The organism is Streptomyces sp. NPDC059989 (assembly GCF_042736975.1).
Classification (GTDB): Bacteria; Actinomycetota; Actinomycetes; order Streptomycetales; family Streptomycetaceae; genus Streptomyces.
On sequence record NZ_JBHWUO010000037.1, the window covers coordinates 29,009 to 49,807 of the forward strand.

The window sequence follows — 20,799 nt, forward strand, 5'->3', positions numbered from 1 at the left end:
TCGTAACAGTCCGTCGATCAAGCACCGAACGCCTTCGACGCACCCTTCACCGGCTTCGCCCCGGCCAGCAGGTGCGCCGGGACCAGATCGCGGGCCGGCTCGCTGTAGCCCACCGACACCAGCTTGTCGCCCTGGTACGTGAAGGACGTCAGCGAGGCGAGCGTGCACTGGCGGCGGCGCGGGTCGTGCCACAGCCGGCGCTTCTCCGCGAAGCTGCGCACGATCCAGATCGGCAGCTGGTGGCTGACCGCCACCGCCTCGTGCCCGCGGGCCGCGTCGCGCGCCGCCTCCAGCGCGCTCATCATCCGGACCACCTGCTCGACGTACGGCTCGCCCCACGAGGGCTTGAACGGGTTCGTCAGGTGCTTCCAGTTGCCGGGCTTGCGCAGCGCGCCGTCACCGACGCCGAAGGTCTTGCCCTCGAAGACGTTCTCCGCCTCCAGCAGCCGGCTGTCGGTCGCCAGGTCGAGGCCGTGGGTCTTGGCGATCGGCTCCGCCGTCTCCTGCGCCCGCTCCAGCGGGGAGGACACCACGTAGGTGATGTCCCGGCCCTTCAGGTGCTCGGCGACCCGGTCCGCCATCTGGCGGCCCAGCTCGGAGAGGTGGTAGCCCTCGCGGCGCCCGTACAGGACCCCGTCCGGGTTGTGCACCTCGCCGTGGCGCACCAGGTGCACGACGGTGATGTCGGGGGTGGCGGGGGTGTCGGTGCTCATGCGGTGGCCTCCGCGGCGGCCCGGGCGGCGGCCGGCAGGGCGGCCGCGATCCGCTCGACCGCCTGCTCGTCGTGGGCGGTGGACACGAACCAGGACTCGAAGGCGGACGGCGGCAGGTAGACGCCCTGCGCCAGCATCGAGTGGAAGAAGCCGTTGAAGCGGAAGCTCTCCTGCTTCTTGGCGTCGTCGTAGTTGCGGACCTCGTCCTCGGTGAAGAAGACGGAGAACATGTTGGACGCGGTCTGCAGCCGGTGCGCCACGCCCTCCTTGCCCAGCGCCGCCGTCACCAGCCCCTGGATCTCCTTGGAGACCGCGTTCACCTTCTCGTACGCGGCGTCGTCCAGCAGGCGCAGCTGCGCGAGGCCGGCGGCGGTGGCGATCGGGTTACCGGAGAGCGTGCCCGCCTGGTAGACCGGGCCGGCCGGGGCGAGGTGCCCCATCACGTCGGCGCGGCCGCCGAAGGCCGCGGCCGGGAAGCCGCCGCCCATGACCTTGCCGAAGGTCATCAGGTCGGGCTTGACCCCGTCGACGCCGTACCAACCGGCGCGCGAGGTGCGGAAGCCGGTCATGACCTCGTCGGAGATGTACAGCGCGCCGTTCGCGCGGCAGAGGTCGGCGAGCCCCTGGTTGAAGCCCGCGGCCGGGGTGACCACACCCATGTTGCCGGGCGCGGCCTCGGTGATCACACAGGCGATCTCGCCGGGGTGCGCGGCGAAGGCCGCCCGCACCGCGTCGAGGTCGTTGTAGGGGAGGACGATCGTGTCGCCGGCCTGCGCCCCGGTCACACCGGGGGTGTCGGGCAGCGCGAAGGTCGCCAGACCGGAACCGGCGGCGGCCAGCAGCGCGTCCACGTGGCCGTGGTAGCAACCGGCGAACTTCACGACCTTGGCCCGGCCGGTGAACCCGCGCGCCAGCCGGATCGCCGACATCGTGGCCTCCGTACCGGAGGAGACGAGGCGCACCTGCTCGACGGGTTCGATGCGCGCGACGATCTCCTCGGCGAGCGCGACCTCGCCCTCGCCGGGCGTGCCGAAGGAAGTGCCGCGGGCGACGGCGGCCTGGACGGCCTCGATCACCTCGGGGTGGGAGTGGCCGAGGATCATCGGACCCCACGAGCACACGAGGTCTACGTACTCACGACCGTCGGCATCCGTGAGGTACGGACCGGTGCCGGACACCATGAACCGGGGCGTACCGCCCACGGCGCGGAAGGCGCGCACCGGAGAGTTCACGCCGCCGGGGGTCACGAGGGACGCGCGCTCGAAGAGCGTCTGCGAAACTGGGGCTTCATACGGGTACGGGTAGCTCACACCAGCCATGGTCTCAGAGGCCGCGACAGACTTGCGGACGGGCGTTTCACCGCGCCGCCGCGGGGGAGGTCACTGCCATGATGATCAGGCTGCGTGGCGGGGGCCGCGGGGCCGGGGCAAGCAAGACCAGTCGGGTGGAGATATGCAACGCGGTGGTGGACCGGGCGAGGGTACGGACGGCCTCGACCCGCAGCGCGCCCGCGAAGCCCGCGAGGCCCGGCGCCGGGGCAAGCACCGCCGGCGCTCGACGGAGGCGGCCGACGCCGTCCCGGGACCCTCGCTGCCGTCCGACGAGCTCCCCAAGGGCCGGGGCATGGGCGTGACGTACAAGTACTTCGGCGCCCCCGACGGGGCGACGGCGGCCCGGGTCCCGGTCACGATGCGGCCGGAGGAACTCGGCGGCGACGAGCTCGGCATGGGCGGCCTCTTCACCAAGATCAAGCCGGAGACGGTGGCCGCGATGGTCCTGACCGGCATCGAGGGCATACCCCTCCACAAGGTGCCGCCGCTGGAGCTGGTCGTCCTCCACCCCGACTACGCGGTGGTCAAGCTCCCCATGACGGTCATCGACCCGCTGCGCGGCATCGGCGAGGAATCGGTGGGCGCGGCCGCCTTCATCTGGTCGACGGTCCCGGACCGCGGCGGCCCGAGCGACGCCTTCAACGTCTACCAGCTGCTCCACGAATGGCAGGACTTCTCCCACCGCCTCCACGAGAACGGGCACCAGGCGTACTGCCTGGTCTGGCCGTAGCGGGGGCGGGCCGGGGCCCGGGCTCCGGTTCGGGCGGTGGTCGAGGCTCCGGTTCGGCCGGTGGTCGACATCGGGTGCTGCGGTCGGGTGCTGCCGTCGGGTGCTGCCATCGGGTGCTGCCGTTGCGGGTCCGTCCGACCCGTCGTGACGATGGGCCCATGAGCCCCCCGATCCCCCGGAGGCCGCGGCTCCGGCCGACCGGGCACCTGCCGAGAGCAGCGGCGCCCACAGGCCCGGCGACAGGCCCGCCGACCAGGCCGCACCACCCGGCCCCGCCGGATCCCCGGACCGGCGCGGGGCTGCTCCCGAGCACCCCCCTGCCCCTCCGGCAGGTCCGGCGGACCACCCGTCCGGCGCATCGCGCTCCGTCCCCGTCTCCGGCTCGGCATCCGGAGGGGCGCCCATGACCGACCAACAGCCACCACCGCCACCGCCACCACAGCCATCGCCACCGCAGCCGGCCCCGGGGGAACCACAAGTCCTGCGGGACATCCTCCTCTCCCCCGGCTACATGCGGGTCCTCCTCCTGTGCGCCCTGATCGGCATCCCGGTGTCGCTCGCCGCGTTCTGGTTCCTCGCCGGGCTGCACGCGCTGCAGCACGCGCTCTGGGCCGACCTGCCCCACGCCCTGCTCGGCCGCGACACCCCGCCCTGGTGGTGGCCCCTGCCCCTGCTCGCGATCGCGGGAACCGTCGTCGGCCTCGTCGTCGCCCGGCTGCCCGGGACCGGCGGCCACATCCCCGCGGCCGGGCTCCAACCCGGCGGCGCCACCACCGCCGCGCTGCCCGGCGTGCTGATCGCGGCGACGGCGAGCCTGCCCTTCGGCGCCGTCCTGGGTCCGGAGGGACCGCTGATCGCGCTGGGCGGCGGGCTGGCGCTGCTCCTGCGGGACATCTCCCGCGGGCCCACCACCCCGCAGGCCACCGCACTGGTGACGGTCGCCGGATCGGCCGCGGGTATGGCGGCCATCTTCGGCAGCCCGCTGATCGCCGCGGTACTGCTGATCGAGGTCGTCGGACTCGGCGGGCCGCGGCTGTTCGCGGTCATGCTGCCCGCGCTGCTCTCCAGCGGGGTGGGCGCCCTCGTGTTCACCGGATTCGGCAGCTGGACCGGGCTGAAGACCGGCGGGCTGTCCATGAAGCTGCCCGGGCCCGTCCCGTCGCTCCACGCCGGGGACATCGCCTGGACGCTGCTCATCGCCGTGCTCGTCGCGGCCGCGATGCAGGGGCTGGTCGCCGGGGGCCGGCGCACCGCCGCCTACGTGGCCCCGGCGGCCACCGCGCGCCCCGGGCACGGGACGCGGGGCCTGGTCGTACGCACCGTGCTGTGCGCCCTCGGAGCGGGGCTCTGCGCCGCCCTGTACACGCTGCTCACCGACCACTCCCCGGTCGAGGTCGCCTCCTCCGGCCAGGCCGAGCTGCCGCAGCTCGTCACGCACGCGCAGGCCTGGGGCGTCGGCACGCTGATCGCCCTGCTGCTGCTCAAGGGGATCGGGTACGCCCTGTGCCTGGGCAGCCTGCGCGGTGGCCCGGTCTTCCCCTCGCTGTTCCTCGGCGCCGCGGTGGGCGTCCTGCTCGCGCCGCTGCCCGGGCTCGGCTTCGCACCGGCGGTCGCGGCGGGCATGGCCGCGGCGTGCACCAGCGTGCTGCGGCTGCCGGTCAGCTGCGTCGTCCTCGTGGTGCTGGTGATCGGGGAGGTCTCCATGACACCGGTGGTGATCCTGGCGGCGGTGGCCGCCTTCATCACCGCCGAACTGGTCCCCTTGCTCCCCTTGCCGTGGCGCAAGCCGGCCGCGACGTAGGCTCGCCGGCATGGCGGAACGCGAGAGGCCGGTACGGCTGACCCCGTGGTCGAAGGACGACTTCTGGCTGCTGGAGCGGAAGAACACGGCCGAGATGACGAAGTTCCTGGGCGGGCCCGAGACGGCGGAGAAGCTCGCCGACCGGCAGCGGCGGTACGAGGCCATGAGCGCGCGGGAGCCGGCGGCCGGGCGGATGTTCCGGGTGAGCCTGGCGGACAGCGGCGAGGGGGTCGGATCGATCGGCTTCTGGGAGCGGGAGTGGGAGGGCGAGCCGGTGTACGAGACGGGCTGGGGCATCCTGCCGGAGTTCCAGGGGCGGGGGCTGGCGGTGGCCGCCCTGGCGGAACTCCTGTCCTACGCCCGGACGCACGGCTCGCGCGACACCCTGCACGCGTTTCCGGGCACGGACCATGCGGCGTCCAACGGGGTGTGCCGGCGGGCGGGCTTCGAGTGCCTGGGGGAGGTCGCCTTCGAGTATCCGGCCGGGGTGCCGCACCCCAGCCACGACTGGCGCTACCGCCTCCGCTGACCGGCTGCCGCTGACCGGGCTGCCGCTGCGCGGCCCTTCCCCCACCCCGCCCCTCCCCGAACCTGTGGGCTCCGCCCCCAGCCCCCCGCGCCTCAATCGCTGGCGAGGCTGGATGTGGTGCGGCCGACTGGGCCCGCGCGCCTCACAAACCTGGGGCTCCGCCCCAGACCCCGCGCCTCAAACGCCGGCGAGGCTGAATGCTGCCCCACCAGGCGGATGGCAGCGGCCAAATCCAGCCCCTCCGGCGTTTGAGGAGCGGGGGCCCGGGGCGGAGCCCCGAATCCTTGAGCCGCACCAGGCGGATGGCAGCAGCCAAATCCAGCCCCTCCGGCGTTTGAGGAGCGGGGTCCGGGGCGGAGCCCCGAATCCGTAAGCCGCACCCGCCCAGCGGCGACGGGCACAATCCAGCCTCGCCGGCGATTGAGGCGCGGGGTGCGGGGTGCGGGGTGCGGGGTGCGGGGCGGAGCCCCGGGGGCCGGCGGGGCGCGTCACGCCGTCAGGACGATCCGCCCCCGAACCCCCGGCACCCCGAGCCTCGCATGCGCTTTCTCCGCATCCGCCAAAGCGAACGTCTCCGAAACCCGCAGCGCAAGCACCCCACCGTCGACCAACGCCACCAGCCGCGCCAGGTGCTCCCCGTCCGGGGCCACCTCCTGCTCCTCAACCCTGATGCCGCGCTCAGCGGCCGGGGCGTGGTTCGGGATCAGGCCCACATAGGCCCCGCCGTCGCGGACGAAGGCCAGCGCCGTCTCCCCCAGCACGGCCGCGTCCAGCACGCCGTCCACCGGCCCGGCCGGAGCCTGCCCGCGCGGGACGAAGGCGGCCGCGCCCAGCGACCGTACGAGGGCCTCGTCCTCCGCACCCGCCAGGGCCGTCACCACCAGCCCGGCCCGCGCGGCCAGCTGCACCGCGAGGCCGCCGACGACCCCCGCCGCCCCCGTGACCAGCACCGACGCGCCGGGGGCGAGCCCCAGCAGGTCCACCGCACGGGCGGCGGTCAGCCCGCTCAGCGGGAGCGCCGCCGCGGTCACGGCGTCCACGGTGGTCGGCGCGGCCGCCACGGCGGAGGCGTCGAGGACCACGTACTCCGCATGCGTGCCCAGCGGCTTCACCGGCCCGTAGTGCAGGCCCACGACCCGGTCGCCGCGGCTCCATCCCGTCACGCCGGAACCGGCCTCGTCGATCTCCCCGGCCACGTCCCAGCCGAGGCCGAGCCGCTGCCCGGCGCCGCCGAAGACGCCGACGCGGACCGCGCCGTCCACCGGGTTGACCCCGGCGGCCCGGACCCGGATCCGGACCTGCCCCGCCTCCGGGCGCGGCACGGGCACCTCGGCCACCTCCACCCGCTCCGGGCCGCCGAACTCGTTCACCACTGCCGCCAGCATCGTCGTCTGCTCGGTCATCGCCGTTTCTCCCATTCGCTTCGTTCGCTCGTCCGCTCGTTCACTCGTTCGCGGTGAGCACTAACTTAGGGAGAGGTACTCTCTTTTCGTAAGTACGCACTCCAAGGTGCGTACCCGACCCGGAAGTAGGGCACCCATGGCCACCCGCACCGCCGCAGCCGCCCGCGACGAGGCCCGTTTCGCCTACGACGCCTTCCTCGCGGAGTGCCCCACCAGCCAGCTCCTGGCCCGGATCAGCGACAAGTGGGTCGGCCTCATCGTCAGCGCGCTCGGCGAAGCCGAGAACCGCTCGATGCGCTACAGCGAGCTCGGCCGCAAGATCCCCGGCGTCAGCCAGAAGATGCTGACCCAGACCCTCCGCTCCCTGGAGCGCGACGGCCTCGTCACCCGCACGGTCACCCCCACCGTCCCGGCCCGGGTCGACTACCGCCTCACCGACCTCGGCAGCAGCCTCGGCTGCCTGCTCTCCTCCGTGAAGCGGTGGGCCGAGAACCACTTCGACGAGGTCAGCACCCACCGCGACAGCTACGACCAGACCACCGCGACCTCGTAATTGAGCGCGCCCAGCGCCCCGGCAGTGGCATGCTGACAGGGTGAACGGACCCGGCATTCAGCTCACCCTCGCCCCCGAACTGCGCCTGTTCGCCGCGCCCAGCCGGCGCGGCGAACGCGTACCGACCGCGACCGACGGCGCCTCCAGCCTCGGCCACGTCGTCGAATCGGCGGGGGTCCCGCTCACCGAGGTCGGCCGACTCCTCGTCGACGGCCGCGAGGTGCCCGTCTCGTACGTGCCCCAAGACGGCCAGTCCGTCGAGGTGTTCGGCGTCGACCGGCCCCAGCACGTCCCCGGCGCCCCGCTCCGCTTCCTCCTCGACGTCCACCTCGGCACCCTCGCCCGCCGCCTTCGTCTGCTCGGCGTGGACGCCGCGTACGAGAACGAGGACATCGGCGACCCGGCCCTCGCCACCCGCTCCGCCGCCGAGCAGCGCGTCCTGCTCTCCCGCGACCGCGGACTGCTGCGCCGCCGCGAGCTGTTCGCCGGTGCGTACGTCTACAGCGACAACCCCGGCGAGCAACTCCGCGACGTGCTCGGCCGGTTCGCGCCCGCACTCGCGCCGTGGACCCGCTGCACCGCGTGCAACGGGCCGCTCCACGAAGCCGACAAGGACAGCGTCGGCGACCGCCTCGAACACGGCACGCACCGCTCCTACGACGTCTTCGCGCAGTGCACCGACTGCGAGCGCGTCTACTGGCGCGGCGCCCACCACGCCCGTCTCGAACGGATCGTGGACGAGGCCCTCGTGGAATTCGGCACCACATCGGCCTAGTACTGCACTAGAAGACGTACGGGTCCCCCGTGTCCAGCGCCAGCACCACGTGCTCGTTGTTCTCCAGGTGCCGGTCCGTCGCCCCGCCGTTCCACCACGTGTCCACCCGCACCACCACCTCCGACGCGCGCTCCCGCAGCCCCAACACGAGCCCGATGTGCCGGCCCCGCCCGTGCAGCGGCAGCGGGCCCGTCTCGCACACCACCTCGCGCTGCCCCGCCCGCGCACACCCCTCCGACAGCTCCTGCCGGTCCGCGAGGTCGGCCGACAGGCGCACCCGCACCGTCGCGTTCGGCAGCGCCGACGGGCCCTCGTTCTCCGGGACCAGCCAGAGCCGCAGCCGCGCCCCGGTCAGGGACACCCGTCCGTGGTACGCCACGTCGGCCTCCGACTCGGGGCCGACCCCCGCATGGGCCCCGGCACGGGTCCCCGCATGGGCCCCGGCGGGCAAGCCCCCGGTGAGCACCAGCAGCCCGGCCAGCACCACACTCCGTACGGCAACACGGCGCATCGCCACCACCTCCACGCGCGGACGTTAACGAGCACCGCCCCCATCCGGTCGGACCATCACACGAATGAGGGCGGGCCGATCCTCCATTCGCCCGGCCATCCGCGTGACCTGCGTACGCTTCGAGCCATGCTCATCGCCCGCTCCGCCGCCCTCTTCGCCCTCGCCGCCGTCCTGGAGATCGGCGGCGCCTGGCTCGTCTGGCAAGGCGTCCGCGAGCACAAGGGCTGGGCCTGGATCGGCGCCGGGGTCATCGCCCTCGGGCTCTACGGATTCGTCGCCACCCTGCAGCCCCAAGGCGACTTCGCCCGCGTCCTCGCCGCCTACGGAGGGGTCTTCGTCGCCGGATCCCTCGCCTGGGGCATGGTCGCCGACGGCTACCGCCCCGACCGCTGGGACGTGGCCGGCGCCCTCGTCTGCCTCGCCGGCATGGCCGTGATCATGTACGCCCCGCGCGGCCGCTGAGCCGCCGCTCACCCGCCTATGCTGGCGGGGAATCGCCCGTACGAACGAACGACGACCGACCGAGGAGCCCGCACATGAGCACGGCCGCCACCCGAACCGCCGTAGTCACCGGAGCGAGCAGCGGCATCGGCGCCGCCACCGCCCGGCAGCTCGCCGCGGCCGGCTTCCACGTCGTCCTCACCGCCCGCCGCAAGGACCGCATCGAGGCCCTCGCCGCCGAGCTCACCGAGGCGGGCCTGGAGGCCACCGCCCACGCCCTCGACGTCACCGACCGCGCCGCCGTCGACGCGTTCGCGGCCTCGCTGAGCCGGTGTGACGTACTGGTCAACAACGCGGGCGGCGCCATCGGGGCCGAGCCCGTCGCCACCGGCGACCCCGCCGACTGGCGCACGATGTACGAGGTCAACGTCATCGGCACCCTCAACGTCACCCAGGCCCTGCTCCCCGCGATCACGGCCTCCGGCGACGGCACGGTCGTCGTCCTGTCCTCCACCGCCGGCCACTCCACGTACGAGGGCGGCGCCGGCTACGTCGCCGCCAAGAATGGCGCCCGCGTCCTCGCCGAGACCCTCCGCCTGGAGATCGTCGGCCTGCCGGTCCGCGTCATCGAGATCGCCCCCGGCATGGTCAAGACCGAGGAGTTCGCGAAGACCCGCTTCCGCGGCGACGCCGACAAGGCCGAGAAGGTCTACGCGGGCGTAGCCGAACCCCTCTCCGCCGACGACGTGGCCGACACCATCTCCTGGGCCGTGACCCGACCCAGCCACGTCAACATCGATCTCCTGGTGGTCCGCCCCCGCGCCCAGGCCTCCAACACCAAGGTCCACCGCGAGCTTTAGCCCCCTCGCTCGCCCTCTTGTGGCTGAATGAAGCCAGAGCGAAGGCCAGGGGGAGGCAGGCACGTGGTGACGACGGAATCGAGTACGGCCCTCATAGCGGAAGAGCCCCCGCGCAGCCGGGCACGGCTCGCGGGCGCGGCACTGATCGTCCTGTCCCTCCTCCCGGCACTGCTCTGCGTCGCCGCGTTCGCCGTACAGGTGCCGTACGACACCGAGCGGTACCGGGACTACACGGCCGCCGTGCCGTGCCCCGCCGACCTGCCCGTGCGCGCACGGCAGAACTGCCTGCGCACGGTCCCCTTCACCGTCGAAAAGGCACAGGTCGACGAGCGCAAACGCCCCAGCTACGTGGCGACCCTGTCCGGCGCGCCCTTCTGGAACGGGACCCTGGACTTCGGCGACCCGGGGCCCCTGCTGGAGCAACTCCGCCCGGGAGACCAGGTGACCGGCACCGTCTGGCGCGGCGACATCACCGCGCTCGCCAAGGACTCCGTCCGGCAGGACTCCGCCGACGCACCCCGCGACGAGGCCCAGATGATGGCCGGCCTCGGCACGCTCGCCGGCCTCGTGGCGGCCCTCGGGCTGTGGTTCGGGGCGGTACGACTGACGCCCCGACCCCGCGGCCACGAGCCCTACACCTGGCGCTCGCTCGGCAAGCCGCTGCTCATCACCATCTCGGTGCTCTGCGCTGCCGTGGCCTTCGGCGCCCTCCTGCTCGGCATCCCGTGGTGGGTCGTCCCCACGGTCGCCGTACCGCTCGCGGCCTTCACGGCCTGGCAGTTCGACCGCTACCGGCGGCAGCAGTCGGCCGCCGCCGGCGACGCTCGGCACTCCACCCTCGCTACGGAACCAACCCGGCCGTCTTGAGGTGCGGCATGAGGGCCGCGGGCTTGAGCCCCGCGGCCTTCGCCGCACCCAGCGCCCGCTCCAGGTCCGCGGCCAGCGTCGGCGTGAAGTGCAGCAGCACGATGTCCCCGGCCTTCAACTGCGGCGTGGCCGGCGTCTCGCTCCAGGTGGTGAAGTCGTACGTCCAGGTCACCAGGGCCTTCACCCCACACGCCTTGGCCGCGAGCCGCACGTCGTCGTTCACGGCCCCGTAGGGCGGCCGCAATAGCTTCGGCGCCCGCCCGAAGGTGGTTTCGAGCTGCTCCCCGGCCCCACACACCTCGGCGTCCTTGCCGGCGGCGTCGAGGGTGGTCAGATCCGGGTGGTTCACGGTGTGGTTCTCCACGGTGACCCTCCCCTGCTCGACGAGGTCCGTGAAGTACCGGGTGTCGTACGAGGTCGCCCCCGGCAGCAGGAACAACGAAACCGGCACCCGCTTCTCCAGAAGAATCCGAGCGGCCTCCGGATCATGGTTCCAACCATCGTCAATCGTAATAAAGACGACCTTCTCCGAGGTCGGCACATGCGACACGACGGGCGGCAGCCCGACCCCCGCCTGCGCGGACCCGGCGGCCCCGAGGGCGAGCGACAACGACGCGAGCGCGGCGACAAGCGCGCGAGATCTCCACATGCCGCACACCTTGGTCTAGACCAACTCCCAGCGTCAACCCCTTACTTGGGCGTCCCTTCGGCCGAAAGCGGCCGCGCCTTCAGCACGTTGCTCCCCACGACATCGGCAGGCCCGGCCGCCGGCACCTCGAACGACACGGTCACGCTGCGCCGCACGGTGGTGTCCAGCCACCACTTGTCCACGCCCCCGACCAGCGCGCCGACGTCCCCGAGCTCCCGGCTCCCGTACTTGAACGTCGCCTTCCGACCCTTCCAGTAGTCGGTGCGCACGAACGTGCAGGTGACCAGGGACTTCCCGTCCGCCAGCCGAACGACCGGCAGCTCACCCCCCGTCACCTCGAAGCCGTACCGCTTCGTGATGCCGTCCATGTCCTCCCAGGCGACGTTGAGCGCCTTGACGACCTCGCCCGTCAGCTCACCCGGCACGAAGTTCTCGCTCCCCGGCTCCCCGTCCGGCGCGGTGAAACTCATGTACTCCGCGTACCGTCCGCACACCTTCCGGTCCTCACCGGCGGTCGGCGACAACACCACCGCGCCCGACGCGTCCCGGCCGATCGCGGCGATCTCCTTGTCCCGCACCTCGAAGCCGAAGATGCGGTACATCTTTGAGTCGTTCTTGCCGGGCGTGAGCGGCTTGTCGTTCACCCAGGACCTGGCGGCGACCTTCCAGCCGCCACCAGGCGTCTCCTGCACGAAGTAGTGCAGGGCGGCATTCCGCGTTTCATTGGTGGCGTCCGAGCGCTCTCTGCTCAGCACCGCGAAGGAGCGGGGATATCCCGGCTGGTCGCGCTCGGCGGGCACGAAGAACTCCGGCCGCCCAAAGGAAAACTCCGGCGTGTCGACCCCCCGGAGCTTGGCCACCCCGATCCGCGCGAGGCTCTCCTGCAACAGCTCGCCGGTCTCCACCGCGGCGAGCCCGTAGCCGTCCCGCCGGTCGAGCGAAGCCATCCGCTCCGACAGGTACCGGTTGAAGACGTTCTCAGCCTCGTCCTTGCCGATCACCATCGGCACCGCCGGCACCGACGCGCTGACCGCCGCTTTCGCCCCACCCTCCGCGTGCGTACACCCGCCCAACCCGACGACACACGCCACCGCCACCCCGGCCACGCCCACCCGCACACGCCTCTGACCAGCCCGGATACCAACCACCGAACATCCCCCCGCAGTCCCCACCCACCCCAACAGCGCCGATGAAACCACGCACGCGAGCCCCACCAGCCACGTTCCGGCCACGGAAGGGCATTCGTCCGATCAGCTCCAAATATGCGGCCGATGTGATGATCAGACCTCGCGCCTCCCGTCGTAGGGCCCTCGCCGGCCGAAGGATGCCGGTCGAGGCCAACCGTGCCTCAGGCCAGACCAACCGGTTCCACGAGGAGCAACACACATGAGTCCTGAGCAAAGGACACCGTCCCGCATGGGTCCGCTTCCCCGGCAGAGCAAGTGGCTCGCCGGTGGCGCGGTGGCAACGATGGCCATCGCGATGCTCGGTTTCGCCAGCCCGGCCATGGCGGCCGCCGATGGGCCGCAGCCGGCCGCATCGTCGTCGGCAGCCGCCGGGGGCGGCGACAAGTGCGAGGAGGAGTACGGCGGCCCGGAAGAGGAGTACGACGGTCCCGAGGCCCGGGTCGGCGGCATGAACCCCCCCAAGGACGGGTGTGACGGCGGGAAGGTCGGCCCGCCCGGACCTCCCGGCAACGACGGCAAGGACGGCAAGGACGGCACAGACGGCGCGGCCGGTGCACCCGGCCAGAACGGCGCGAACGGCGCGCCTGGCCAGAACGGCGCGAACGGCGCACCTGGCGCACCCGGTGTACAGGGCCCGCCCGGAGATGACGGCCCTCCCGGACCTCCCGGAACCAGCGGGTGCGGCAACAGCATCGGCTCCGACCTCACCAACGGCACCGAGGAATTCAGCGTCTTCCTGGTCGACGGGGTCACGTACGGGGGGCACCGACACGACCCCACGACGGGGACCTACTTCCGCCAGAACCTCACTCAGCCGGCACAGAACCCCGACTACCCCGACCCGGCCACCGTCTGCGCCGCCACCCTCTCGGTCCACGGCGCCGTGGCGAACTTCAAGGTCCAGACCACAACCGGGAGCGTGTACGAGCTCCAGTGCAACGCCAACTCCCCTGGGGGGGACCTCGACTGCGGCCCTGACAACGAGGTCCTGAGGCGCTGGCGCCTGATCACCTTCGACACGTCGATTACCACTGGACCGTTCGCGGCCAAGAAGACCCCGGCCAAGCCTGCCCTCCCGAAGAGCAACAAGGGCTCCTGACCCCCGTCAGGACCCCGCTGAACAACCCTGTGCCGTGCCCGGACCCCTCCGGGCACGGCACACGTGCGTGTCGTCCCAATTCGGGCCCGTACGGGTGAAGTCGAGCCGCTGGCCTGCAGCCGCGGCTACGCTCCGAAAGCGTGGGTCACGAAAAGGAGGAAGCTATGGCCGTGATACCGCACGAGACCACGATCGCGCAGGCCGCCGATCGACTCTCCAGGGAGCTTCCCGGGCACCGCGTGGAGATTCTCCAGGGGCGGCTCACCGTGACACCACCCGCCGATGGGCGACACGCCCGCACCCTGACCCGGCTCACCGTGGCCTTCCACGAGGCCGGAGCCGAGAAGGCGGGCCTGGAGTTCCTCCAGGGCATCGGAATCTGGCTGCCCACCGGCGAGGACGACTACGCCGTCCCCGACTTCTCGCTCGTCGAGGCGGACTTCCTGGACCACAAGGTGGTCAAGAACTGCTACCGCCCGGACGCCTTCCGCATGATCCTGGAGGTCACCTCCTCCAACTGGGCCGACGACACCGGCACCAAGGTGGAGAGCTACGCCAAGGCCGACGTACCGGTCTACGTCATCGCCGACCGGCACCACGACGAAGTCGTGATCTACACGGATCCCCGCGGCACGGCCTACCGCCTGCGCAGGACCTTCAAGCGCGGCACGACGCTCACCCTTCCCGACTACCTCGGAGTGACGGTCGAGCTGTCGGTGGACATGCTGCTCGACTGAATCGACTGAATCGACTGATCGACCGGTCGGGAGCAACGCGGAGGGGCCCGGACCGTCACCCGGTCCGGGCCCCTCCACTCCCCCGACAGCTGCGCCCCGGGCGGTCAGCCCTTCACGCAGATGACCTGCTTGAGCTTGGCCACCACCTGCACCAGATCCGTCTGCTGGTCGATGACCTGCTCGATCGACTTGTACGCACCCGGGATCTCGTCCACGACCCCCGAGTCCTTCCGGCACTCCACGCCCTTGGTCTGCTCCGCCAGGTCCCGCGCCGAGAACCGCTTCTTCGCCGCCGTCCGGCTCATCTTCCGGCCCGCGCCGTGCGAGGCCGAGTTGAAGGACTTCTCGTTGCCGAGCCCCTTCACGATGTACGAGCCCGTGCCCATGGAGCCCGGGATGATCCCGTAGTCCCCGCTGCCGGCGCGGATCGCGCCCTTACGCGTGACCAGCAGGTCCATGCCGTCGTACCGCTCCTCCGCCACGTAGTTGTGGTGGCAGCTGATCTCGCGGTCGAAGGAGACCTTCGCCTTCCGGAACTCCTTGCGGATGACCTCCTTGAACAGGCTCATCATCGCGGCACGGTTGTACTTGGCGTACTCCTGCGCCCAGAAGAGGTCGTTGCGGTACGCCTCCATCTCGGGCGTCGCGGCCAGGAACACCGCCAGGTCCCGGTCGACCAGGTCCTGGTTGTGTGCCAGCCCCCGGGCCACCCCGATGTGGTGGGCGGCGAGCTCGTTGCCGATGTTCCGGGAGCCGGAGTGCAGCATCAGCCAGACCGAACCTGACTCATCGAGACAGAATTCGATGAAGTGGTTGCCGGATCCGAGCGTTCCGATCTGCTTCAGGGCACGCTCCTGACGGAATTTGACCGAGTCCGTGAGGTAGTCGAAGCGCTTCCAGAGGTCCTCGTACCCCGACTCCGAGAAGCCGTACAGGCGCGCCGGGTCCACCGCCTCCTTGTGCAGGCCCATGCCCACCGGAATCGCCTGCTCGATCCGCGACCGCAGCTTCGACAGGTCCCCCGGCAGGTCGTTCGCCGTCAGGGACGTCTTCACCGCCGACATGCCGCAGCCGATGTCCACGCCCACCGCCGCCGGGCAGACCGCGTCCTTCATCGCGATCACCGAGCCGACCGTGGCCCCCTTGCCGTAGTGGACGTCCGGCATGACGGCCAGGCCCTTGATCCAAGGGAGGGTGGCGACGTTGCGGAGCTGCTGCATCGCGCCGTCCTCGACCGACGCCGGGTCGGTCCACATCCGGATCGGGACCTTCGCCCCGGGTACCTCTACATACGACATACGGAATCAATCCCCCGAAAACCACAGAAAAGTCTGAATGCGCAAAAAGCCTCGCTCTTGGCCCCAAATGCGACAGGGGACCGGCGCCGGCACCAGTGCGTGCGATAGACATTGTGTCCATCCGCGTCGGAACCGCGGCAACGCATTTTCCGGAGGGGAGCCAGTGGACGTGCAGCGCAAGGCAGCGGTACGGCGAGTCCTGCCAGGCATCGCGATGCTGACCGCACTCGTGGCCGGGGTGGCCGGCGTGGCCGGTTGCACCAGCAGCGGCAAGGGCGGCGACACCAGCGACTCGAAGGCCGGCGGCAGCCAGGCCGCACCCGCCCAGCCCGGGAAGTACCGCATCCTGCCCGCCCCCTGCAAGGCCGGCGCCGACAGCAAGCGGCTCAAGGGCATGCTCCCCGCCGCCGATTCGCTCACGCCCGAGCAGCGCGACCAGCTCTACGCCGGCGTCGCGGACGCCTCCTACGACGGCGACCGGCACGTCGGCTGCCGCTGGAGCGCGCAGACGCCCGAGGAGACGCGGCTGCTGTCGGTCGTCTTCGAGCGCGTGGTCTCCTACGACCGGGCCGCCACCAGCGACGACGACAGGGCGCGCCAGGTGTACGTGCGCCGGCTCACCGACGCGAAGCTGCCCTACCCCGGCCCGGTCACCACCCCGACGCCCGGCGGCGGCAGCGGCCAGCCGGGCACGCCGACTCCGGCAGCCCCGACGCCCGCCGCTCCCAACCCCGCCGCCCCGAACCCCGCCGGCTCGCCCACCCCCAGCGGCAGCCCCTCCGCCCCGCCCGAGCTCCCCTCCCGCGTGCTGGACGGACTCGGGAGCGAGGCGTTCCTGGAGGACAAGCTGAGCCCCGCCGGGGCGACCGCGGCGCAGGCGCGCACCGTGCGGATTGTGTTCCGTACCTCGAATGTCATCGTCACGCTGGAGTACAGCGTGCAGCCTGCGCTGCCCGGCACGGTCCCGCCGAGCACCGAAACCCAGGACAAGGCACGGCAGTTGGCGCAGGCTCTGGTCGAGCGTCTGAACGAGTGAGCGGGGCGCGCCGGGCCCCGGGGTGACGGCGCGCACAGCAGGCCGCCACCCGATCGGGCTACCGTTGCTCGGGTCCGCGCGGCCGTTCCGCGTCCGAAGAAGACCCACAACGTACTGAAGGAACCATGCACCGATCAGCCTCGCGCCTCACCCGCGTTCTCGCCTGCGCAGCCGTCCCGGTGATCCTCACCGTCGCCGGGTGCTCGTCCGATTCGGGCAAGGCCTCGGGCTCGGACGGCGGCAAGAAGTCCGATTCCTCCTCGTCCGCCAAGCCCAGCGCGAAGCCTTCCGCCACCCTGGAGAAGGCGGCGTACGCCACGCTGCCGGACCCCTGCAAGGCGGTCCAGACCGGCACGATCGACACGCTCGTGCCGGAGGCGAAGGACAAGAACGGCACGGCGACGAAGTCGAACGACCTGGCCAGCCGCGCCAGCTGCTCCTGGAACGGCCTCGACGAGGACGGCCTGAAGGGCTCGCAGTACCGCTGGCTCTCCATCTCCCTCTTCCGCTACGACTCGCACGCCTCCCTCGGCAGCGCCAACAAGCGCGCGGAGGAGCAGTTCACCAAGCAGGTCGAGGCCGCGAAGGTGACCGAGGGCGCGCAGAACGTGAAGGCGGAGGAGGCGGGCGGCATCGGCGACCAGGGGATGTCGGTCGTCTACAACGTCAAGAAGGACGTCGACTTCTTCAACACGACGATCGTGGCGCGCGCCCAGAACGTGGTCGTGACCCTCGACTACAACGGTGCCGCGTACGAGGGCGCCGGTGCCCCGGACCAGGCGAAGCTGCTCCAGGACGCCATCGCGGCGGCCAAGGAGGCCGTGGCGTCGGTCGACTCCGCCAACAAGCAGTAGCCGAGCCGTAGGAGAGCAGGAGGAGCCTGCGGAAGCACTCACTCCCGGTCACCCGTACGCTGTGCCCTGCCGCAGCTCGGTAAAGGCTCGGTAAGTGTTCGACAAGGGGAGGGGATCGCGGGTGGCCGCGATGCAGCTGACTCGTACGCACCGGATACTCATCGGCGTCGTGGTCGCCGGAGCCGTCGTCATCGCGGGCATCGGCTTCGCGGGCTCGTACGCCGCGGTGCGCGCCCTCGCCCTGCAGAAAGGCTTCGGCAGCTTCTCGCTGGTGTTCCCGATCGGCATCGACGCGGGCATCTGCGTCCTGCTGGCGCTGGACCTGCTGCTGACGTGGATCCGGATCCCCTTCCCGCTGCTGCGCCAGACGGCGTGGCTGCTGACGATCGCGACGATCGCGTTCAACGGCGCGGCGGCGTGGCCGGACCCGCTGGGCGTCGGCATGCACGCCGTGATCCCGATCCTGTTCGTGGTCACGGTGGAGGCGGCCCGGCACGCGGTGGGCCGGATCGCGGACATCACCGCGGACCGGCACATGGAGGGGGTCCGCATCACGCGCTGGCTGCTCTCCCCCGTCCCCACCTTCAAGCTGTGGCGCCGGATGAAGCTGTGGGAGCTGCGCTCCTACGAGCAGGCGGTCGGCATGGAGCAGGACCGGCTGATCTACCAGGCGCGGCTGCAGGCGCGCTACGGGCGTGCCTGGCGGCGCAAGGCCCCGGTGGAGGCGCTGATGCCGCTGAAGCTGGCCCGGATCGGTGTGCCGCTCTCGCAGACGGCTCCGGAGGGGCTGGCGGCGGCGGGGATCAGCCCGGCGCTGCTGCCGCCCGTGTCGGAGGCGCTGCCGGCCGGGCAGGAGGGCGGGCCGGCCGGTCTCGCGGTCTCGGGCGTCGGCCCGGCGCTGCCCGCGGGGTCCGATCCGGAGCTGCTGCCCGCGCAGACGGCAGTGGCGGGGGACGCGTCCGCCGGGACCGAGCCGGCCGCGGTGCAGCAGACCCCCGGGACTGCCGGGACCCCCGGGACCCCAGCCGCCGCCATGGCTCCGGCCCCCTTCGCGGTGGATCCGACCGCGATGCCGGCCGCGCACAACAGCGCCTGGTTCGCCGCGCCGCGGGCCCCGCAGGCGGCGTACGAGGGCGGCTACCACCCCCACGTGGTGGAGGGCCTGGAGCCGACCCCGGTGATGCCCCCGACCGGCCCGGAGCCGGAGGAGCTGCTCCAGCAGCGGCCGGACCTGCCGATACCGGCTCCCCGCCAGGAGGAGTACGTACTGGACTCCGAGGACGAGGAGACGGTGAAGTTCGCGGAGGCGGCGTACGAGGTCTTCCGTTCCCACCTGGAGGAGAACGGCGAGGTCCTGACGGCCGAGCAGCTCGACATAGTGCTGTCGGACCGGTACGGGGTGGTGCACCCGCGCAGCGCCTCGCTGATCCGCAAGATCTTCCCGCAGCTCAAGCAGCGCTACCAGACCGAGCTGGAGAACGAGCACATCGCCTAGCGGCACATCGCGCACAGGCATGCGGAAGGGCCCGCACCCCCGAGGGGTGCGGGCCCTTCCACATGACCGTGCGGGCTCAGACGGCGAGCAGCTTGCGCACCCGGTCCGCGCCCACCGCCAGCAGCAGCGTGGGCAGTCGCGGCCCGGTCTCGCGGGTCACGAGGAGCCGGTAGAGCAGGGCGAAGAAGGTCCGCTGCGCGATCTTGAGCTCGGGCGTCGGCTTGGCGTCGGGCTCCAGGCCGGCCATGACCTTCGGGACGCCGTAGACCAGCGTGGTCAGCCCGTCGAGCGACCAGTGCGAGTCCAGTCCGTCCAGGAGCAGCCGCAGGGACTCGCGCCCCTCCTCGTCCAGGGAGGACAGCAGCTCTACGTCGGCCTCCTCGCGTACGAGGGTCCGCTGGTCGGCGGGGACCTGGGTGGTGATCCAGTTCTCCGCGCGGTCCAGGCGCGGCCGTACCTCGTCGAGCGAGGTGAGCGGCTTCTCGGGCTCCAACTCGCTCAGGATGCGCAGGGTCTGCTCGTCGTGCCCGGCGGTGATGTCGGCGACGGACGCGAGCGTCCGGTACGGCATCGGGCGCGGCGTGCGGGGCAGCTCGTGCGAGGCGACCCGTACGGCGCGGGCGTGCGCGGCGGCGTCGGCGGGCAGCACGGAGCCGTCGGTGACCTTGGCCTCCAGCTTGTCCCACTCGTCGTAGAGCCGCTGGATCTCCTGGTCGAAGGCGATCTTGAAGGACTGGTTGGGGCGGCGGCGGGCGTAGAGCCAGCGCAGCAGCTGCGGTTCCATGATCTTCAGCGCGTCGGCCGGGGTCGGGACCCCGCCCTTGCTGGAGGACATCTTCGCCATGCCGCTGATGCCGACGAACGCGTACATCGGGCCGATCGGCTGCTCGCCGCCGAAGATCCCGACGATCTGCCCGCCGACCTGGAAGGACGAGCCGGGCGAGGAGTGGTCGACGCCCGAGGGCTCGAAGATCACGCCCTCGAAGGCCCAGCGCATCGGCCAGTCGACCTTCCAGACGAGCTTGCCGCGGTTGAACTCGCTGAGCTTGACCGTCTCGGTGAACTCGTCCTCGGTGCAGACATAGGTCATCTCGGTGGTCTCGTCGTCGTACGAGGTGACCTTGGTGAAGTCCTTGCCGCACTCGCCGCAGTACGGCTTGTACGGGAAGTACCCGCCCTCGCCGGTGCTGCCGTCGTCCTCGGCGGCCGCGCCGGAGCCCTCGGCGGCCTCCAGTTCGGCCTCGTCGACCGGCTTCTGCTGGGGCTTCTTGCCGCCCGGCTTCTGCTTGGTGCGGTACTGGTCGAGGATCGCGTCGATGTCGCCGCGGTGCTTCATCGCGAACAGCACCTGCTCGCGGTAGGTGCCCGCGGTGTACTGCTCGGTCTGGCTGATCGGGTCGTACTCGACGCCCATCTCGGCCAGCGCCTCGACGAAGACGGCCTTGAAGTGCTCGGCCCAGTTCGGGTACGCCGATCCGGCCGGGGCCGGGACGGAGGTCAGCGGGCGCCCGATGTGCTGGGCCCACGACTCGTCGATGCCGGGGACGCCGGCCGGGACCTTGCGGTACCGGTCGTAGTCGTCCCAGGAGATCACGTGCCGGACCTCGTGGCCCCGGCGGCGGATCTCGTCCGCGACCAGGTGCGGGGTCATGACCTCCCGCAGGTTGCCCAGGTGGATCGGGCCGGAGGGGGAGAGTCCGGACGCGACGACGACTGGTTTGCCGGGTGCTCGGCGCTCCGCCTCGGCGATGACCTCGTCCGCGAAACGGGAGACCCAGTCGGTCTCGGTGCTGCTCTGAGCCACGACACGTCCTTCTACTCGAATGCTGGCTTCAGCCATTCTCCCAGACGTAACGGGCCACTCCGCGGTTGTTTTCTCCCGCGAAATCGCACGGCCCCGCGTGGGATACTCGGCACTTGTCGGAACACC

The 20,799-nt window shown here is 71.7% G+C and carries 21 protein-coding genes; 13 read left to right on the forward strand and 8 right to left on the reverse strand.

The annotated features are described in order from the left end of the window. Positions 1–17: 17 nt before the first annotated feature. On the reverse strand, positions 18–713 hold the full coding sequence (locus ACFWBN_RS28045) for a histidine phosphatase family protein (RefSeq protein ID WP_385180546.1): 696 nt from the start codon (positions 711–713) through the stop codon (positions 18–20). Next, the gene (gene hemL / locus ACFWBN_RS28050) at positions 710–2,032 is read right to left on the reverse strand and encodes a glutamate-1-semialdehyde 2,1-aminomutase (RefSeq protein WP_385180549.1); all 1,323 of its coding nucleotides are present in this window, start codon (positions 2,030–2,032) and stop codon (positions 710–712) included. Before hemL ends, ACFWBN_RS28045 begins: the two co-directional genes overlap by 4 nt. A 304-nt stretch (positions 2,033–2,336) precedes the next feature. Between hemL and ACFWBN_RS28055 the strand changes: the two genes are divergently transcribed. The 3 genes from ACFWBN_RS28055 to ACFWBN_RS28065 all read left to right on the forward strand — a co-directional run bounded on the left by ACFWBN_RS28055 (position 2,337) and on the right by ACFWBN_RS28065 (position 5,104). Next, the gene (locus ACFWBN_RS28055) at positions 2,337–2,774 is read left to right on the forward strand and encodes a hypothetical protein (protein ID WP_385180681.1); all 438 of its coding nucleotides are present in this window, start codon (positions 2,337–2,339) and stop codon (positions 2,772–2,774) included. Positions 2,775–3,177: 403 nt separating this feature from the next. Further along, entirely contained in the window at positions 3,178–4,575 is a 1,398-nt protein-coding gene (locus tag ACFWBN_RS28060; RefSeq protein ID WP_385180552.1) for a chloride channel protein, read from the forward strand. Between the two features lie 10 nt (positions 4,576–4,585). Continuing rightward, on the forward strand, positions 4,586–5,104 hold the full coding sequence (locus ACFWBN_RS28065) for a GNAT family N-acetyltransferase (protein ID WP_385180555.1): 519 nt from the start codon (positions 4,586–4,588) through the stop codon (positions 5,102–5,104). Positions 5,105–5,592: 488 nt separating this feature from the next. Here the strand turns inward: ACFWBN_RS28065 and ACFWBN_RS28070 are convergent, their stop codons facing one another. Next, the gene (locus ACFWBN_RS28070; RefSeq protein WP_385180684.1) at positions 5,593–6,489 is read right to left on the reverse strand and encodes an NADP-dependent oxidoreductase; all 897 of its coding nucleotides are present in this window, start codon (positions 6,487–6,489) and stop codon (positions 5,593–5,595) included. A 154-nt stretch (positions 6,490–6,643) separates the two neighbouring features. Between ACFWBN_RS28070 and ACFWBN_RS28075 the strand changes: the two genes are divergently transcribed. Both ACFWBN_RS28075 and ACFWBN_RS28080 read left to right on the forward strand, forming a co-directional pair. Next, the gene (locus ACFWBN_RS28075; protein ID WP_385180557.1) at positions 6,644–7,060 is read left to right on the forward strand and encodes a winged helix-turn-helix transcriptional regulator; all 417 of its coding nucleotides are present in this window, start codon (positions 6,644–6,646) and stop codon (positions 7,058–7,060) included. A 40-nt stretch (positions 7,061–7,100) separates the two neighbouring features. After that, positions 7,101–7,835, forward strand: coding sequence for a Mut7-C RNAse domain-containing protein (locus ACFWBN_RS28080; RefSeq protein ID WP_385180559.1), 735 nt, complete (start codon positions 7,101–7,103; stop codon positions 7,833–7,835). A 7-nt stretch (positions 7,836–7,842) separates the two neighbouring features. Here ACFWBN_RS28080 and ACFWBN_RS28085 read toward each other — a convergent pair whose 3' ends face one another. Beyond that, complete coding sequence (locus tag ACFWBN_RS28085) at positions 7,843–8,346, reverse strand: hypothetical protein (protein ID WP_385180562.1); 504 nt, start codon at positions 8,344–8,346, stop codon at positions 7,843–7,845. 126 nt (positions 8,347–8,472) lie between these two features. On the opposite strand from ACFWBN_RS28085, the gene ACFWBN_RS28090 reads away from it, so the two are divergent. The 3 genes from ACFWBN_RS28090 to ACFWBN_RS28100 all read left to right on the forward strand — a co-directional run bounded on the left by ACFWBN_RS28090 (position 8,473) and on the right by ACFWBN_RS28100 (position 10,514). Next, the gene (locus ACFWBN_RS28090; RefSeq protein ID WP_385180565.1) at positions 8,473–8,808 is read left to right on the forward strand and encodes a YnfA family protein; all 336 of its coding nucleotides are present in this window, start codon (positions 8,473–8,475) and stop codon (positions 8,806–8,808) included. A 74-nt stretch (positions 8,809–8,882) separates the two neighbouring features. Further along, on the forward strand, positions 8,883–9,647 hold the full coding sequence (locus ACFWBN_RS28095; protein ID WP_385180567.1) for an SDR family NAD(P)-dependent oxidoreductase: 765 nt from the start codon (positions 8,883–8,885) through the stop codon (positions 9,645–9,647). Between the two features lie 63 nt (positions 9,648–9,710). Further along, positions 9,711–10,514, forward strand: a complete 804-nt coding sequence (locus tag ACFWBN_RS28100) for a hypothetical protein (protein ID WP_385180569.1) — start codon at positions 9,711–9,713, stop codon at positions 10,512–10,514. On the opposite strand, the gene ACFWBN_RS28105 is transcribed toward ACFWBN_RS28100, so the two are convergent. Both ACFWBN_RS28105 and ACFWBN_RS28110 read right to left on the reverse strand, forming a co-directional pair. After that, the gene (locus tag ACFWBN_RS28105) at positions 10,489–11,163 is read right to left on the reverse strand and encodes a polysaccharide deacetylase family protein (protein WP_385180571.1); all 675 of its coding nucleotides are present in this window, start codon (positions 11,161–11,163) and stop codon (positions 10,489–10,491) included. The genes ACFWBN_RS28100 and ACFWBN_RS28105 overlap by 26 nt on opposite strands. Positions 11,164–11,204: 41 nt before the next feature. After that, positions 11,205–12,173: a hypothetical protein gene (locus ACFWBN_RS28110; protein WP_385180574.1), complete on the reverse strand. Its 969-nt coding sequence runs from the start codon at positions 12,171–12,173 to the stop codon at positions 11,205–11,207. A gap of 406 nt (positions 12,174–12,579) precedes the next feature. Between ACFWBN_RS28110 and ACFWBN_RS28115 the strand changes: the two genes are divergently transcribed. Next, positions 12,580–13,449 (forward strand): hypothetical protein, encoded by an 870-nt coding sequence (locus tag ACFWBN_RS28115; RefSeq protein ID WP_385180576.1) that lies wholly within the window; start codon positions 12,580–12,582, stop codon positions 13,447–13,449. A 164-nt stretch (positions 13,450–13,613) separates the two neighbouring features. After that, on the forward strand, positions 13,614–14,186 hold the full coding sequence (locus tag ACFWBN_RS28120; RefSeq protein WP_385180579.1) for a Uma2 family endonuclease: 573 nt from the start codon (positions 13,614–13,616) through the stop codon (positions 14,184–14,186). A gap of 104 nt (positions 14,187–14,290) precedes the next feature. On the opposite strand, the gene ACFWBN_RS28125 is transcribed toward ACFWBN_RS28120, so the two are convergent. After that, on the reverse strand, positions 14,291–15,484 hold the full coding sequence (locus ACFWBN_RS28125; protein WP_385180581.1) for an RtcB family protein: 1,194 nt from the start codon (positions 15,482–15,484) through the stop codon (positions 14,291–14,293). A 169-nt stretch (positions 15,485–15,653) separates the two neighbouring features. Between ACFWBN_RS28125 and ACFWBN_RS28130 the strand changes: the two genes are divergently transcribed. From ACFWBN_RS28130 to ACFWBN_RS28140, 3 genes are all read left to right on the forward strand, one after another. Continuing rightward, on the forward strand, positions 15,654–16,520 hold the full coding sequence (locus ACFWBN_RS28130; RefSeq protein ID WP_385180583.1) for a DUF3558 domain-containing protein: 867 nt from the start codon (positions 15,654–15,656) through the stop codon (positions 16,518–16,520). 125 nt (positions 16,521–16,645) lie between these two features. After that, positions 16,646–17,374 carry a DUF3558 family protein gene (locus tag ACFWBN_RS28135; RefSeq protein WP_385180586.1) on the forward strand — a complete coding sequence of 243 codons (729 nt, stop codon included), beginning with the start codon at positions 16,646–16,648 and terminating at the stop codon, positions 17,372–17,374. A gap of 130 nt (positions 17,375–17,504) precedes the next feature. Beyond that, positions 17,505–18,869, forward strand: coding sequence for a DUF2637 domain-containing protein (locus ACFWBN_RS28140; protein WP_385180588.1), 1,365 nt, complete (start codon positions 17,505–17,507; stop codon positions 18,867–18,869). Positions 18,870–18,945: 76 nt separating this feature from the next. On the opposite strand, the gene lysS is transcribed toward ACFWBN_RS28140, so the two are convergent. Continuing rightward, positions 18,946–20,673: a lysine--tRNA ligase gene (gene lysS / locus ACFWBN_RS28145; protein WP_385180591.1), complete on the reverse strand. Its 1,728-nt coding sequence runs from the start codon at positions 20,671–20,673 to the stop codon at positions 18,946–18,948. Positions 20,674–20,799 lie beyond the last annotated feature (126 nt).

Coding starts and splice junctions, on each gene's coding strand:
- ACFWBN_RS28045 (WP_385180546.1), bottom strand. CDS start 713: ATGAGCACCGACACCCCCGCCACCCCCGACATCACCGTCGTGCACCTG.
- hemL (WP_385180549.1), bottom strand. CDS start 2,032: ATGGCTGGTGTGAGCTACCCGTACCCGTATGAAGCCCCAGTTTCGCAG.
- ACFWBN_RS28055 (WP_385180681.1), top strand. CDS start 2,337: ATGGGCGTGACGTACAAGTACTTCGGCGCCCCCGACGGGGCGACGGCG.
- ACFWBN_RS28060 (WP_385180552.1), top strand. CDS start 3,178: ATGACCGACCAACAGCCACCACCGCCACCGCCACCACAGCCATCGCCA.
- ACFWBN_RS28065 (WP_385180555.1), top strand. CDS start 4,586: ATGGCGGAACGCGAGAGGCCGGTACGGCTGACCCCGTGGTCGAAGGAC.
- ACFWBN_RS28070 (WP_385180684.1), bottom strand. CDS start 6,489: ATGCTGGCGGCAGTGGTGAACGAGTTCGGCGGCCCGGAGCGGGTGGAG.
- ACFWBN_RS28075 (WP_385180557.1), top strand. CDS start 6,644: ATGGCCACCCGCACCGCCGCAGCCGCCCGCGACGAGGCCCGTTTCGCC.
- ACFWBN_RS28085 (WP_385180562.1), bottom strand. CDS start 8,346: ATGCGCCGTGTTGCCGTACGGAGTGTGGTGCTGGCCGGGCTGCTGGTG.
- ACFWBN_RS28090 (WP_385180565.1), top strand. CDS start 8,473: ATGCTCATCGCCCGCTCCGCCGCCCTCTTCGCCCTCGCCGCCGTCCTG.
- ACFWBN_RS28095 (WP_385180567.1), top strand. CDS start 8,883: ATGAGCACGGCCGCCACCCGAACCGCCGTAGTCACCGGAGCGAGCAGC.
- ACFWBN_RS28105 (WP_385180571.1), bottom strand. CDS start 11,163: ATGTGGAGATCTCGCGCGCTTGTCGCCGCGCTCGCGTCGTTGTCGCTC.
- ACFWBN_RS28115 (WP_385180576.1), top strand. CDS start 12,580: ATGGGTCCGCTTCCCCGGCAGAGCAAGTGGCTCGCCGGTGGCGCGGTG.
- ACFWBN_RS28120 (WP_385180579.1), top strand. CDS start 13,614: ATGGCCGTGATACCGCACGAGACCACGATCGCGCAGGCCGCCGATCGA.
- ACFWBN_RS28125 (WP_385180581.1), bottom strand. CDS start 15,484: ATGTCGTATGTAGAGGTACCCGGGGCGAAGGTCCCGATCCGGATGTGG.
- ACFWBN_RS28135 (WP_385180586.1), top strand. CDS start 16,646: ATGCACCGATCAGCCTCGCGCCTCACCCGCGTTCTCGCCTGCGCAGCC.
- ACFWBN_RS28140 (WP_385180588.1), top strand. CDS start 17,505: ATGCAGCTGACTCGTACGCACCGGATACTCATCGGCGTCGTGGTCGCC.